General features: G+C 43.1%; 12 protein-coding genes. All 12 read right to left on the reverse strand.

Going from position 1 to position 14,226, the window contains the following annotated elements:
* Positions 1-142: 142 nt before the first annotated feature.
* The 12 genes from DW125_RS04195 to DW125_RS04250 all read right to left on the reverse strand — a co-directional run bounded on the left by DW125_RS04195 (position 143) and on the right by DW125_RS04250 (position 14,197).
* Positions 143-1,324, reverse strand: coding sequence for an iron-containing alcohol dehydrogenase (locus tag DW125_RS04195; protein ID WP_021861032.1), 1,182 nt, complete (start codon positions 1,322-1,324; stop codon positions 143-145).
* A gap of 348 nt (positions 1,325-1,672) precedes the next feature.
* Entirely contained in the window at positions 1,673-3,214 is a 1,542-nt protein-coding gene (locus DW125_RS04200; RefSeq protein ID WP_021861033.1) for a chitobiase/beta-hexosaminidase C-terminal domain-containing protein, read from the reverse strand.
* Positions 3,215-3,296: 82 nt separating this feature from the next.
* On the reverse strand, positions 3,297-5,726 hold the full coding sequence (locus DW125_RS04205) for an FtsK/SpoIIIE family DNA translocase (RefSeq protein WP_021861034.1): 2,430 nt from the start codon (positions 5,724-5,726) through the stop codon (positions 3,297-3,299).
* 68 nt (positions 5,727-5,794) lie between these two features.
* Entirely contained in the window at positions 5,795-6,481 is a 687-nt protein-coding gene (locus DW125_RS04210; RefSeq protein ID WP_021861035.1) for a ClpP family protease, read from the reverse strand.
* A gap of 71 nt (positions 6,482-6,552) precedes the next feature.
* Positions 6,553-7,833, reverse strand: a complete 1,281-nt coding sequence (locus DW125_RS04215; protein ID WP_117537210.1) for an O-acetylhomoserine aminocarboxypropyltransferase/cysteine synthase family protein — start codon at positions 7,831-7,833, stop codon at positions 6,553-6,555.
* A 40-nt stretch (positions 7,834-7,873) separates the two neighbouring features.
* Positions 7,874-8,632 carry a CFI-box-CTERM domain-containing protein gene (locus DW125_RS04220; protein ID WP_207722374.1) on the reverse strand — a complete coding sequence of 253 codons (759 nt, stop codon included), beginning with the start codon at positions 8,630-8,632 and terminating at the stop codon, positions 7,874-7,876.
* Positions 8,633-8,659: 27 nt separating this feature from the next.
* Positions 8,660-9,391 (reverse strand): YebC/PmpR family DNA-binding transcriptional regulator, encoded by a 732-nt coding sequence (locus DW125_RS04225; protein ID WP_117537212.1) that lies wholly within the window; start codon positions 9,389-9,391, stop codon positions 8,660-8,662.
* Positions 9,392-9,448: 57 nt separating this feature from the next.
* Complete coding sequence (locus DW125_RS04230; protein ID WP_021861094.1) at positions 9,449-10,240, reverse strand: hemolysin family protein; 792 nt, start codon at positions 10,238-10,240, stop codon at positions 9,449-9,451.
* A gap of 24 nt (positions 10,241-10,264) precedes the next feature.
* Positions 10,265-10,612: a type II toxin-antitoxin system PemK/MazF family toxin gene (locus tag DW125_RS04235; protein ID WP_021861095.1), complete on the reverse strand. Its 348-nt coding sequence runs from the start codon at positions 10,610-10,612 to the stop codon at positions 10,265-10,267.
* A 76-nt stretch (positions 10,613-10,688) separates the two neighbouring features.
* A complete protein-coding gene (gene alr, locus DW125_RS04240) occupies positions 10,689-11,855 on the reverse strand; it encodes an alanine racemase (RefSeq protein WP_117537213.1) in 1,167 nt (388 codons plus the stop codon).
* Positions 11,856-11,867: 12 nt separating this feature from the next.
* On the reverse strand, positions 11,868-13,367 hold the full coding sequence (locus DW125_RS04245; protein WP_117537214.1) for an NAD(P)H-hydrate dehydratase: 1,500 nt from the start codon (positions 13,365-13,367) through the stop codon (positions 11,868-11,870).
* Positions 13,368-13,540: 173 nt separating this feature from the next.
* Positions 13,541-14,197, reverse strand: a complete 657-nt coding sequence (locus tag DW125_RS04250; RefSeq protein ID WP_021861098.1) for a redox-sensing transcriptional repressor Rex — start codon at positions 14,195-14,197, stop codon at positions 13,541-13,543.
* Between the last annotated feature and the right edge of the window lie 29 nt (positions 14,198-14,226).

Below are 14,226 nucleotides of genomic sequence, written 5' to 3' on the forward strand. Positions count from 1 at the left end.
ATAAACATTTAACATTCATCAAATGCAGCCTGACGGACACATAAATGTTATATTTTTTATATTGCCCTGACGGCGATAAAAGAAGGAAGCGGAGTCAGGTTCCGCTTCCTTCCTTATGTATGGTAATTGGAAAAATGCCGAATTAAAAGTCAACTTCTGTTCCGTAATAAATGCATGTAAATAACTTTTCCATTGTTGCCGGATCGATGGCTCTTGGGTTAGATCCTGTACAGGCATCACCAACAGCATTTTCAGCGATTGTAGCAATCTTCTCTTTGAATTCATCTTCTTTGATTCCGAACTCTTTTAATGTTGCCGGAATGTTAAGTTTTACATTGAATGCCTGGATCTTCTCACACAAACTATTGATCAGTGCCTTTTCTGAAGCTCCCGGAAGTCCTACTTTACGTGCGATCTCCGCATAACGTTTTGCTGCGATCGGATCTTTTGCATTGTATTTGATTACATATGGCAGATACATTGCATTCGCAAGACCATGTGTGATATGACCGGTTGAGAAGACTGCACCCGTCTTATGTGCCATAGAGTGGACAATTCCAAGTAATGCATTGGAAAATGCCATTCCTGCGAGACACTGTGCGTCATGCATCTGTGCTCTTGCTTCCATATTTCCGTTGTAAGATGCCGGCAGGTAATCGAATACCATTTCAATTGCCTGGATTGCAAGTGGATCTGTATATACACAGTTCAGAGTAGATACATAAGCTTCAATCGCATGTGTCAGTGCATCCATTCCTGTATATGCAACCTGTTTTGCCGGAAGTCCTTCTACCAGTTCTGAATCAACGATTGCTACATCTGGTGTGATATTGAAATCTGCCAGAGGGTATTTGATTCCTTTTGCATAATCTGTGATAACGGAGAATGCCGTAACCTCTGTTGCCGTTCCCGATGTAGACGGAATCGCTGCAAATTTTGCTTTCTGTCTTAATTCCGGGAAACTGAACGGTGTGATCAGATCTTCAAATGTAATGTCCGGATATTCATAAAATGCCCACATTGCTTTTGCAGCATCGATTGGTGATCCTCCACCCATAGCAACGATCCAGTCCGGTTCGAACTCCTGCATTGCTTTTGCACCTTTCATTACAGTTTCTACAGATGGATCAGGTTCTACACCTTCAAACAACTGGACTTCCATACCAGCTTCTTTCAAATAACCGACTGCCTTGTCCAGAAATCCCTGTCGCTTCATAGAACCGCCGCCTACTACGAGGATCGCTTTTTTACCTTTTAAATTCTTAAGTTCTTCCAAACATCCTTTGCCGTGATATACGTCTCTTGGTAATGTAAATCTTGCCATTGTTCGCATCTCCTTTTCTTAAGATATATTATTTTGTTAATTCTTTAACGCAATTATATATCTGTTAAAAAAATAACGCAATAGTTTTTTAATAACTTTTTGCACTTATTTTCGTACAATCTTTTTTCATATCGTCATAACAAAATAGAATGTGCCAAGGCATTTTCTTACGATGAGCGCTGTTGCTTTTACACTCTGCCATTTCACGTGAGTGCGCGTCCTTCCGGAGAGTTTTTACGTAGTAGAAACGAAACTATTACACAAAAAAAGGACACATGATAAGCTTCACTTTCCATGTGTCCCTGCTCATTTCTTATATTATCTTTTTGCTTTATTCTGACATCGATCCTACTCAGAAGCTCCTCCCTTTCCGGTGATTACACGGTTGGAACGGCTTCCGGTTGTTGTATCTGTTCCCAATCCGTCAGTATTACTGTCGGACGTAGATATATCCGAAGAATCGCTGTTACTTCCGGATATATTGGATGAGGTATCTGAATTGCCCTTCGAGCTGCTGAGATCCAGCACGTAATTACGTGTTGTAACACCACTTGAACGTCCGTCACTGTTTACAAGAATCGCCTTAAACAATGTCTCGCCCTCCGGCATCTTAATCGGCCCGGTATATTTCTTTGAGGATGTTGTCGGTGTCTTTCCATTCATCGTATAGTATGCCGTATATCCATCCGGTACTTTAATTTCAATCGTCTGACTACTTTCGTACTGTCCGGTAGACGGTGAAATAGCCGGTGCTTCCTCAATCGGGAACACAATCTTATACACCTTCTGTGCAGTGCTGCTCGGTATCCCTTTTTTATTGACAGCAATTGCACGCACGTCATTTTCCCCTTCTTCAAGCTGAATCGGTTCCTTGTATTTGTCGCTGTCAAATGTCGGATCCGTTCCATCGGTTGTATAATAAATCGTCATTCCTTTACCGGCGGTAAGTGTCACCTGCTGTACATCATCATATGTCTTTTTATCATCCAGACTGTATGTTGGTCTGTCAATATCATATTCTGACAACTGTTCCTGTACAGAATCATCAGCGTCATCGAGAAGTTCCGGAATCTTAAGTGTCTGGTCTGTATCCAGATAAAACTGGAAACAGGCATCATAAAGATCCGCATTTCCTGACTGCGTATCAATCGCGTCCAGGAATACATTCTCTGCCTTGTCATCTTCATCCTGACCGAGATATGTCTTTGCAAGACCGCTATAAGCCTCCGGCCGTTGCTTATTCTTTTTGATCGCTCTTTTAAAATAACTTTCCGCTTTTGAATATTCCTGATTCTTAAGTGCATTATTACCACTTCTTACAATTCCCGTATAGGAATTGATATAAAGTGCATAACTGATACCAGCGATCGCAGCAATACAAAGAATAAGAACAAGAATGACAATCCGGCGCTTTCTCCTAAGTCTTGCCATCTTCTGTTCTTTCTTCTTACGACTCACAGACCTTTTACCGCCTCCGGTACGGTCTGCGATCTGACCGGTACGTCCGGTTCTGCCTGTATTTCCTGTTCTTCCGGTCTGGCGAAGCACCGTAGTTTTACCGGTTGCCCGGATAGATGTATCGCCCGTCACACGCGTATTCATCGTTCGTCTTGTCGTGCGGGCAGATACTCCTGTTATTCTACCGGTTGCGCCAGATCTTCCGCTGGTACGTCCACCCGTATTACTTCGGACATCCACCCGGGTACGGTCATATGCCAGATAATCCGGATCTTCTTTCCCTTCATTTTGTTCATCTATCGAAAACCGAACCTGCTCGGTTAACATATCATCAAGAGGATTATAATCAGGAACAATACGGACTTCATTCCCACATGCATCACAATACAACACACCATCCGGTATCTCATGTCCGCAGAATTTACATTTCATGATTCATCATGTCCTCCTCCCTGTATATTTTCTCGAAACTCCACTATTATACTTCAAAGTTTTTCTGCTTGCAACTGGAAACTTATGATTTTTTTGTAATATACTGCTCAAATTCCTCCGCAGACATCAAAATCTTTCGTGGTTTCGTGCCTTCTTCGCCGCCTACAACTCCGGCTTCACAAAGCTGATCCATAATGCGCGCTGCACGATTAAATCCAATCTTAAACGTACGCTGCAACATACCAATAGACGCCTTGTCCTTTTCAATGATCAGTCTTCCGGCCTCTATAAAATGCACATCCGTCTCCCCGGTATCTGCACTTCCGATGCTTCCACTTCCGATCTCCGAAGTATTCACATGGTTTACAACGTTTTCATCATATCCGGAATCATCATTATGTGATTTCAGATACTCCACAACATCCTGCACTTCTTTATCTGTTACAAACGCACCCTGTACTCTGGCTGGTTTCTGATAACCGGACGGGTAGAAAAGCATATCACCTTTTCCAAGCAGTTTCTCTGCTCCGTTCATATCGATGATTGTTCTGGAATCAACACCGGATGATACGGAAAATGCAATTCTTGACGGCATATTTGCCTTGATCAGTCCGGTAATAACATTTACGGATGGACGCTGTGTTGCAACAACCAGATGGATTCCGGCTGCACGGGCAAGCTGCGCCAGACGGCAGATTGCTTCTTCTACATCTCCCGGCGCTACCATCATCAGATCTGCAAGCTCATCTACGATAATGACAATCTGTGGCATCAGAACCGGTTTTGCCGGTTCACCCTCAGCTGGTTCCGGCATTGCTTCTACTTTCGCATTGTAGCCTTTCATATCACGTACATTGTATTCTGCGAATGCCTGATATCTTCGCGTCATCTCTGCAACCGCCCAGTTAAGAGCACCTGCTGCTTTCTTCGGATCAGTCACAACCGGAATCATCAGATGCGGAATCCCGTTATATACACTTAACTCTACAACTTTCGGATCAATCATGATAAGCTTCACTTCATCTGGTCTTGCTTTATATAAAATACTCATAATGATTGTGTTGATGCAGACAGATTTACCGGAACCGGTTGCACCTGCGATCAGAAGATGTGGCATCTTCGCAATATCCGTCACAACAACTTTGCCACCGATATCTTTTCCAGCTGCAAATGAAATATTTGACGGACTGTTCTGGAACTCTCCTGTCTCCAGCAAATCACGGAGCATAACTGCGGAATTTTCCTTATTCGGAACTTCAATTCCGACTGCCGCTTTTCCGGGAATCGGCGCCTCGATACGAATGTCTGCCGCTGCAAGATTCAGTTTGATATCATCGGCAAGCCCAACAATCTTGCTAACTTTAACCCCCATCTCCGGCTGTAACTCGTACCGTGTTACCGCAGGGCCACAGCTTACATTCGTCACTGTAACCTGGACTCCGAAATTCTGCAGTGTCTGCTGTAACTTCATTGCGGTCTCTCTAAGGCTTGCATCAGATTCTCCACCTTTATTCTTTCCTCGTTTCAAAAGTGAGATTGGTGGGAACTGATATGCTTTCTTTGATTTTCTCTCTCCTGAAGCAACCGTAGCCGCAACCTGTGCAGTCTCCTTCGCCAGTTCTGCAGCCGCTTCACGTGTTTTGCGTCTGCGCGGTTTCTCTTCCTGAACATCTGCGTCTGCCACTGACGGCATCTCATTCTTATCAGCCGGCATAGACGCATCATCCCCGCGGTGGATCACGAACTGTGGTTCTGCTGAAACTTCATGCATATCTTCGTGTGCCGGTGTTTGTCCGTCGCCAAGTGTTGTATCAAACGAAACACCTTCCACATGCTTCTCACTGCGCTTACTTTTTCCGACACTCTTTGGTGGTTTCTCTGCCTGGAATTTCTTCTGTTCTAGCACTTCTTTTGCTTTCTGTTCACGCAGTCGCTCCCGCTCTTTACTGCGTTCTTCCCGGCGCTCTTTTGCAATCTTCCTTCTTCTGGCAGAATCTTCTTTTGCTTTGCCGTATGCTCGGTCTCCACTTTCTTTTACTCCCTTAAGCAAAGACTTTCCAGTCATAATGACAAAACAAATGATCATGAAAATAAGAACAACAACATATGTACCTGCGACTCCGATAACCGGTGCCAGTACATTCGTAATCTTTTCGCCGATGATACCTCCGATCTTGTCCACCAATTCCAGAAGTGCGCAGGTCAGGACAACAAATATAAGTCCTGCCGCTGTCTTTAAATATGCATTTACATTCCCTTTGTTTGAGATAAGAAATGCAACAATTCCAAATAATAGAAACGGAACTACATAGGCAACTGCTCCAAATGCATAATATAATCCGTGGGAAGCCTTTGCTCCCGCCGAGCCGCCCAGGCCGAAATTACTGAGCATGATCAGAATGCTGACTGCCAGTGTCAGCCAGATTGTCACTTCATCCCGCAGGAAACTCTGTTCCTGTTTTTTCTTTTTGGTCTGCCTTGTACTCCTCTTTTTCCTTGACTTTGCAGCCATTTATATTCCCCCTTATTCTTGGCAATACTATTATTAGTATAGCATTATTAAGAAGGGATGTCATTACGTTATTTTGCTCTTTTTTGCTTCTCCTGCGCGATCATTTCATGCAGTTTGCCAAGTGCATCCTTAAGTCCCCCAACCGCATCGATCAGACCTTCCCTCACAGCATCTTCACCTTCCAGCAAAGTACCGACATCTTTTACAAGTTCTGTAGGATTGAGCATTAATTTTTCAATTCTCTCCTGACTCATTTTCGAATGATCTGAAAGAAACCGGGTGATCCGATCCTGTGTTTTCAGCATATTGCGAAGGCTCTGTTCCACGCCGATAAACATGCCGTTCGTACGCACCGGATGAACAACCATCGTGCCGCTTGGAACAATAAAAGAATATCTGGCTGATACTGCAAGCGGTCCGCCGATAGAATGGCTGCCTCCAAGAACAAGCGATACGGTAGGCTTGCTGAGCGATGCGATCATCTCTGCAATAGAAAGCCCCGCTTCCACGTCACCGCCCAGTGTGTGCAGAAGCACAAGCAGTCCATCAATCTCTTCGCTGTCTTCTATTTCCGCAAGCACCGGGAGAAGATGCTCATATTTCGTTGCCTTTGTATTGGCTGATACTGCCTCATGACCTTCGATCTCGCCAATAATCGTCAGTAATTTAATCCTGTCTTTCTGTTTATTTGTTCCCAGATCAAGACTCCCCATTTCTTTGATCTGTTCTCTCTCTTCTGACTGCTTCTGATCCATAAAAAACACCTCCATACTTCTTTATTGTTAGTATGAAGGTGTCCTGTTATTTTTATTCGTAAATCAGAAAATTAAGCCTGCTCAAGAGCCTGTGCAAGATCCGCAATAATATCTTCTGCATTCTCGATTCCAACGCTGAAACGGATCAGATCCGGCTGTACGCCAGCTTCTTTCAGTTCCTCATCATTCATCTGTCTATGTGTGTGGCTTGCCGGATGCAGTACACAACTTCTCGCATCCGCTACATGTGTCACGATCGCAATCATCTTCAGGCTGTCCATCATGCGTACAGCAGCATCTCTTCCGCCTTTTAAGCCGAATGTGATTACACCACAGGTTCCGTTCGGCATATACTTGGATGCCAGATCGTAGTATTTGTCACCTGGCATGGACGGGCAGCAAACCCATGCAACCTTTTCGTGGTTTTTCAGATATTCAGCTGCTTTTAAAGCATTCTCACAATGTCTCGGTACACGCAGATGTAAAGTCTCCAGTCCGATGTTCAGAAGAAATGCATTCTGCGGTGCCTGGATTGAACCAAGGTCACGCATTAACTGAGACGTTGCTTTTGTAATATAGGCGCCTTTTCCAAATCTCTCTGTATAGACAATTCCATGATACGTCTCATCCGGCGCAGTCAGTCCCGGGAATTTGTCTTTGTGCGCTTCCCAGTCAAAATTACCACTGTCTACGATTGCCCCACCGACGCAGGATGCATGTCCATCCATGTACTTTGTTGTAGAATGTGTAACGATATCTGCTCCCCACTCAAACGGGCGGCAGTTGACTGGAGTTGCAAATGTATTATCCACGATAAATGGAACTCCATGTGAATGTGCAGCTTTGGCAAATTTCTCCAGATCAAGTACAACAAGCGCCGGATTGGCGATCGTCTCACCGAATACAACTTTTGTATTCTCCTGGAATGCTGCATTTAACTCCTCTTCGGAACATTCCGGATCAACAAATGTTGCATCCACACCCATTTTCTTAATCGTATGGGCATACAGGTTATAGGTGCCTCCATAAAGCGCAGATGCGCATACGATATGGTCTCCTGCTTCTACAATATTCATAATTGCGTAAAAGTTTGCAGCCTGTCCGGATGAAGTCAGCATTGCGGCAACACCGCCTTCCAGATCACAGATCTTTGCTGCTACAGCATCATTTGTCGGATTCTGCAGACGTGTATAAAAATATCCGGATTCCTCCAGATCAAACAGTCTGCCCATCTGCTCACTGCTGTTATACTTAAATGTTGTGCTCTGATAAATCGGAAGCACTCTCGGTTCCCCATTTCCCGGTTCATAACCGGACTGAATACATTTGGTTTCCAGTTTGTAATCACTCATTTCCTTTTCCTCCTGACTATACCTTATAATATTCTGATATTTAGATATACTGCATTTTAAGATTCTGTACCATCTGCATATATAATGCCTGGCACTGTGCTTTCTTCCCTTGCTCGATCAATTGCACGCATGGTAGCAAATATTTACAATACAGTTGCTTATAGATGGCAGCTGCATCTTTCTGCATATTTAAAATCATCACAATTCCCGGCGCGACCTCATAGTAGTCCTTTATAATACTACGTCCTTCATCCGTCTGCATCAGATATTCATCTCGGAATCTGCGCATCACTTGCATTTCATAGCAGTCGTCTTCTTTCTGCATATGTTCACACACTGCTGTAGTGATATAACATAGTTTGCTACGAAATCCTTCCGCAATATCATCATAAGAAGAATGAGAAAGTGTTAAGGATGTAACCTTCTTCTCATTCCATACTTCTACAATGCGACGGGACAATTTCTCGCAGTCTTCATTTCTGGAGTAATTCAGAAACGGAATAACATATACTGCCATATTCATATTATAATCTACACCCAGACGCTCTCTGTTTTTTTTCGCTTCTTTCTGCATCTTATCATACGCATAAGCTGGAATCACCTGCGAAAGTTTTTCTATTAGCGCATCTTTCTCCTCATCTTCTGTCTCAGCTAAAAGCTGCTCAAGACTTACAAGTACAGGGCGGTATTTCAAATATCCTTTTTCAAAAACTCCGTTGTATGTTTTTCTGCGAAAGCCTTTGACATGTGTCAACATCTCGTCAAACAGCTCTTGCAGTGTCTTTTCTATATTGTCCATGCTTCTCCTCCGAAGTTTCCAGATATCCTATTCATCCCAGTTGTGATATACATCCTGTACATCATCGTCATCATCCAGCATATCCAGTGTCTTCTGAATGCTTGCAATATCTTTTGCATCTGTCAGTTCTACATATGTCTGCGGGATCATAGTTACTTCTGCGGAAGCCATAGCGATTCCTGCATCTTCAAGAGACTGACGTACTTCACTGAATGTATCCGGATCTGTAACAACTTCATAGCTGTCTTCCTCTTCTATAAAATCATCTGCACCCGCATCCAGCGCCTGCATCATCAGCTCATCTGCATCCCCTTCGTATTCCTCTTTATCAATGATAATCTGACCTTTGCGGTCAAACATGAAGGATACACATCCAGGAGTTCCGACATTACCGTTTCCTTTAGTAAATGCATTCTTAACATTCGTAGCTGTACGGTTTCTGTTATCTGTCAGTGTCTCTACAATAATAGCTGTTCCGTTTGGTCCATATCCTTCATATGTAATATGCTCATAATTCGCTGCATTGGCATCTCCGGATGCTTTCTTGATATTTCTGTCGATTGTATCATTCGGCATATTATTAGCTTTTGCTTTAGCAATAACATCACGAAGTCTGCTGTTGTTAGCAGGATCTGAACTTCCTCCTTCTTTTACTGCAACGGCAAGCTCTTTACCGATTTTTGTAAAAATCTTTCCCTTTGCTGCATCATTTTTCTCTTTCTTATGTTTGATATTGGCAAATTTTGAATGTCCAGACATAAATCTTATCTCTCCTTGTATCTATTCTTAATTATTTCACATCGTTTTATTCTAGCACTATTCAAGTACTTTTTCAATCTTAACTCTCTGTATTGTATTATTATCTACGGATAAGATTGTAAATCGGTAGGAATTGTAGAGAACTGAGCAGTTTTCATCCTCTCCGGGAATACGTTCAAGTTGCCGGATCAGGAATCCATTTAACGTGTCACATTCCTCTTCCTCAAAAGAAATCTGCAGAATATCTTCCAGATCTTCCAGTTCCGTCAGCCCATCCACAAGGTAGCTTCCGTCCAACTGCGCATGGATCATCTCTTCTTCTTCGTCGTATTCGTCCAGAATATTTCCAACAATCTCTTCCAGAATATCTTCCATCGCAACAAGACCGGAAGTCTGTCCATATTCATCCAGAACGATAACAATGTGATTTTTCTTTGTCTGCATTTCTTTAAATAATTTATCAATACTTTTCGTCTCTGGTATGAAGGAAACCGACCTTATATATGTATCCAATTCTTTTACCGGACGTTTTCTGAGCGATTCATCCAGATAACAGGTCGCCGCCTCCCGCAGATGGATAAAACCGATGATCTGGTCTATATCCTCCTCGTAAATCGGGAAGCGGGAATAGCTCTCTCCCAGCATGAACTGAAATGCATTTTCCAGTGTTTCTGTCGCATCAATCGCAACGATATTTTTCCGGTGTGTCATAATATCCTTTGCATCTTTGTCCATATAACGGAAGATATTACGGATCAGACCTGCCGCCTTTCGTATCTGTGCTTCGTCCATCTCGTCATCGAGTTTGAGACTCTGCCTGATCCGTTGAAATAAACTTTTCTTTTCCATAGTAAATTATCTTGTACTCCTTTTCTATGTATGAAGACTGAGACTGATTTTCAGTGCTTCATCAACTTTTGTCATAATATTTTTATCCAAGTGGCATACCAGATCTTTTAACCGCTGCTTATCGATCGTGCGAATCTGTTCCAGAAGGATTACTGAATTTTTCACTAGCTGGTACTGCCTTGCATCAATCTCCACATGCGTAGGAAGTTTTGCCTTATTCATCCTGGACGTGATCGCTGCACAGATCACAGTCGGACTGTGCCTGTTACCTGTGTCATTCTGAATAATTAAAACCGGCCGGATTCCTCCCTGTTCTGATCCAACAACCGGACTTAGATCCGCATAATATATATCACCGCGTCTTACCTGCACGTCTTCTTCACACTCCGCTCAAATTAAGATACTTTCAGTATTCCCATATTTTTCGGATGTATGCTTTTGTTTTATATTATGCGAAACAATCAGCCTGCTCTACAACTTTTCCGTCACGGATATATTCTCTCGGAATCCGCTTTCCGAGGTCACATACAAATTCATAGTTAAATCTTCCTGACAGCTCACTTAATGTCTCTACCGGCAGGAATTCGTCTCCGTCATGTCCGACAAGTGTGATCTTATCACCAAATTTCACGTCATCAATCTCTGTCGCATCCACCATAAACTGATCCATGCAGACACGTCCGATGATCGGTGCTTTCTTTCCGTGGATCAGGACATAACCTTTGTTGGACAGACTTCTCGGATAACCGTCTCCGTAGCCGACCGGAACCGTAACAATCTTTGTCCTTTTTGTTGTCCTATAAGTTCCGCCATAACTTATCAACTCATCCGGATCTTCCCATTTTACATATGCAACGTGACTGATCAGTTCCAATGCCGGCATCAACGCAACATTTTCCTTATGAACTTCCTCAGACGGATACATACCATAAGTGGAAATACCTGCACGAACAAGGCTCAGATTATCTTCTTTGCAGTCAATGATTCCTGCACTGTTGCAGCAGTGATAATAAGTAAAATATACTTTCTTTTCATCCAGTGCATGTTTCATCCGCATATATTTCTCAAACTGACTGTTTGTATATGTCTTATCTGTCTCATCAGCTTTGGAGAAATGTGTAAACATTCCTTCCAGTACAAGTCCCGGAAGTTTGCTGATTCTTTCAATCGTATCAGCGCTTTCGTCATTGATTTTGAATCCGATTCTTCCCATACCGGTATCCAGTTTGATATGTACATAAGCTTTTTTGCCAAGTTTCACGGCAAGATCAGACAGTTCTTTTGCCATCTCTTCTGTATATACTGTCATTCGAATCTCGTTATTGATAAGATCTTCTCTCTGATCCTGGAAGACGCATCCAAGAATCAAGATCGGTTTTGTCACATCTGCTTTACGAAGTAATACTGCTTCATCTAATGTAGCAACTGCAAATCCCCATACATAAGATTTTGGCTCCAGAAGATGTGCTACCTGAGCAGCACCGTGTCCATACGCATCTGTCTTAATAACAACGATCATCGGAACATTTTCCTGTAAATTATTCTTCATATTCTCTACGTTTGATTCAATTGCATCCAGATTGATTCTTGCACACACTCTTGTATAATTTTTCATTGTTCTTCCTCCTTATAAATTACTATTTGTAATGTCCGTTGTTGCAAGGATCTCAAGCAGATCCCTTGCCAGAATACTGTAACTGTTTTTCTTTCTCGCAGCTGTTTCACCACTTAATCCATGTATATAAGTTCCGAGAGTTGCCGCCTCGAATGTACTGATTCCTTGTGCCAGAAGTCCGGCGATCACACCGCAAAGCACATCTCCGGAACCGCCTTTTGCCAGCGCCTGACAGCCACTTGTATTGACACAGGTCCGTTTTCCGGCTTCTCCGATCAACGTTCTTGAATCTTTCAGGACACAGGTAACGTTCCATTCTTCTGTCAGCGATTCCAGCACCTGCTGTCTGTTAGCTCTGATTTCAGGAACAGAAAGTCCGGTCAGTCTGGACATCTCTTTCATATGCGGAGTCAGGATAAAACTTCCTTCTGTAAGATATTCTGTATATTTCAAATGCTCCGCAAGCAGATTCAGTCCATCTGCATCGATCACACATGCTACTTCCACATTGGACAATACGGTTTTTAAAATCTTCTTTGCAGTCTTGGATCTGCTAAGTCCGGAACCAATGCATACCGCATCTGCGTGGCTTAAAAGCCGTTTCACTTCTTCCTTGTCAAATTCTGTATAGGTTGTGATGATTGCTTCCGGCAGGAGTGCCTGTAAAATGATCCGATTCGATTCCTCCGTATAAATCTGCACCAGTCCGGCTCCCATCCGATAAGCTGCCATTGCATTAAGAAATGCAGCTCCGCTCATCCCTTTACTTCCGGCGATCACAAGCAGCCTTCCATAAGTACCCTTATTGGAATCTTCCGGTCTGTCCGGCAGCATTCTGATATATTCCTCTCTGTCCGGCAGATATGCAATGTTCTTGTTCTTCTCCATCGTCCGGAGTGATATTCCGATATCTGTCACTGTGACTTTACCTGCATATTCTTTTCCAGGATAAAAGATAAGTCCGATCTTCTCAACCTGAAACGTCACTGTATAATCTGCGCGGAATGCAATACCAAGCACACAACCATTTCCGGCATTGATTCCCGATGGAATATCCACTGCAACTTTTGTTCCGGACGTTTCATTCATCCACTCAATAACTTCCCGGTAATGCCCGGTTACTTCCCGACTCAGACCAACACCGAATATAGCATCAATGATCAGGCTGTATGTGCCATCCGGGTAGTGGTCGCGGATCGATCCTCCAATGCTTTCAAAAAGCTTCCACTGATACCGGCATTCCGCACTTAAATGTGCCGGATTCCCCGCCATAAAAACAGTAACCGCACATCCTTCTTCTTTTAAAAGTCTCGCAATAGCAAAACCATCTCCGCCATTATTTCCCGATCCACAGACAATCAGAACATCTGTAAAATCCAGCTTTTCCTTTTTCATGGAATCAATACAACTCCTCGCCGCACGTTCCATCAGTTCCAGTGATGGGATACCGAGATTCTCTATCGTATCCTTATCTGCCGCCTTCATACTGTCTCCATCCGGTAAAAACCTCATATGCTCATCTCCCTAATATAATCGTACTTATGACACCTGCGGAGTCACAAAATCTTACATCCGCTTACTGACAAGCTCACATGAATGCAGGCTTTTCTGCTCTGGTATCATATAAAAAGGACGTATAAAAACAAGCCTGTATACACATGCCTGTTTCTATACGTCTGCTTTTACTAGTTCTTTCCTTTTTTGCGCTGGTCTTCATTATAACGACTGATGTTATAAGATAACTGCATCAGACTCTCTGACAAATGCACATTCTCAACAATGATGTTATCCGGCATATTGAGGTCCGTATGTGCAAAGTTCCAAATCGCGCGCACGCCGTTCTCCACAAGCATATTCGCAACTTCGATTGCCTTCTCTTTTGGAATTGTAAGTACAGCAATCTCTACATCATTCTTCTGGACAAAGGACTTCAACTCGTCCATCATGCGGATCGGCACTCCACGAATCGCAACTCCCTCCAGACGCGGATTTACATCAAAAATTCCGGTCAGGATAAATCCACGTTTTTCAAACGCTGCATAATTTGCAAGTGCCTGTCCCAAATTACCTGCACCAATGATTATGATCTTATGATCTTCTTCCAGTCCCAGGATTTTGCCGATCTCTGTATATAGATATTTGACATTATAGCCGTATCCCTGCTGTCCGAATCCTCCGAAATTGTTAAGATCCTGACGAATCTGAGACGCAGTAACCTTCATCCTTTTGCTCAGATCGTTAGAAGAAATACGTTCTACCCCATTTTCAAGGAGTTCACCTAAATATCTATAATATCGCGGCAAACGTCGGATGACTGCCTGTGATATTCCTCGATTATCCAATTTTTTCACCTTCCCATATGTATTCTAAC

This window comes from Dorea sp. AM10-31 (assembly GCF_003435815.1).
Classification (GTDB): domain Bacteria; phylum Bacillota; class Clostridia; order Lachnospirales; family Lachnospiraceae; genus Dorea_D; species Dorea_D hominis.

Excerpts from the sequence above, each read along its gene's own strand:
- DW125_RS04195 (WP_021861032.1), bottom strand. The coding sequence starts at position 1,324 with ATGGCAAGATTTACATTACCAAGAGACGTATATCACGGCAAAGGATGT.
- DW125_RS04200 (WP_021861033.1), bottom strand. The coding sequence starts at position 3,214 with ATGAAATGTAAATTCTGCGGACATGAGATACCGGATGGTGTGTTGTAT.
- DW125_RS04205 (WP_021861034.1), bottom strand. The coding sequence starts at position 5,726 with ATGGCTGCAAAGTCAAGGAAAAAGAGGAGTACAAGGCAGACCAAAAAG.
- DW125_RS04210 (WP_021861035.1), bottom strand. The coding sequence starts at position 6,481 with ATGGATCAGAAGCAGTCAGAAGAGAGAGAACAGATCAAAGAAATGGGG.
- DW125_RS04215 (WP_117537210.1), bottom strand. The coding sequence starts at position 7,833 with ATGAGTGATTACAAACTGGAAACCAAATGTATTCAGTCCGGTTATGAA.
- DW125_RS04220 (WP_207722374.1), bottom strand. The coding sequence starts at position 8,632 with ATGGACAATATAGAAAAGACACTGCAAGAGCTGTTTGACGAGATGTTG.
- DW125_RS04225 (WP_117537212.1), bottom strand. The coding sequence starts at position 9,391 with ATGTCTGGACATTCAAAATTTGCCAATATCAAACATAAGAAAGAGAAA.
- DW125_RS04230 (WP_021861094.1), bottom strand. The coding sequence starts at position 10,240 with ATGGAAAAGAAAAGTTTATTTCAACGGATCAGGCAGAGTCTCAAACTC.
- alr (WP_117537213.1), bottom strand. The coding sequence starts at position 11,855 with ATGAAAAATTATACAAGAGTGTGTGCAAGAATCAATCTGGATGCAATT.
- DW125_RS04245 (WP_117537214.1), bottom strand. The coding sequence starts at position 13,367 with ATGAGGTTTTTACCGGATGGAGACAGTATGAAGGCGGCAGATAAGGAT.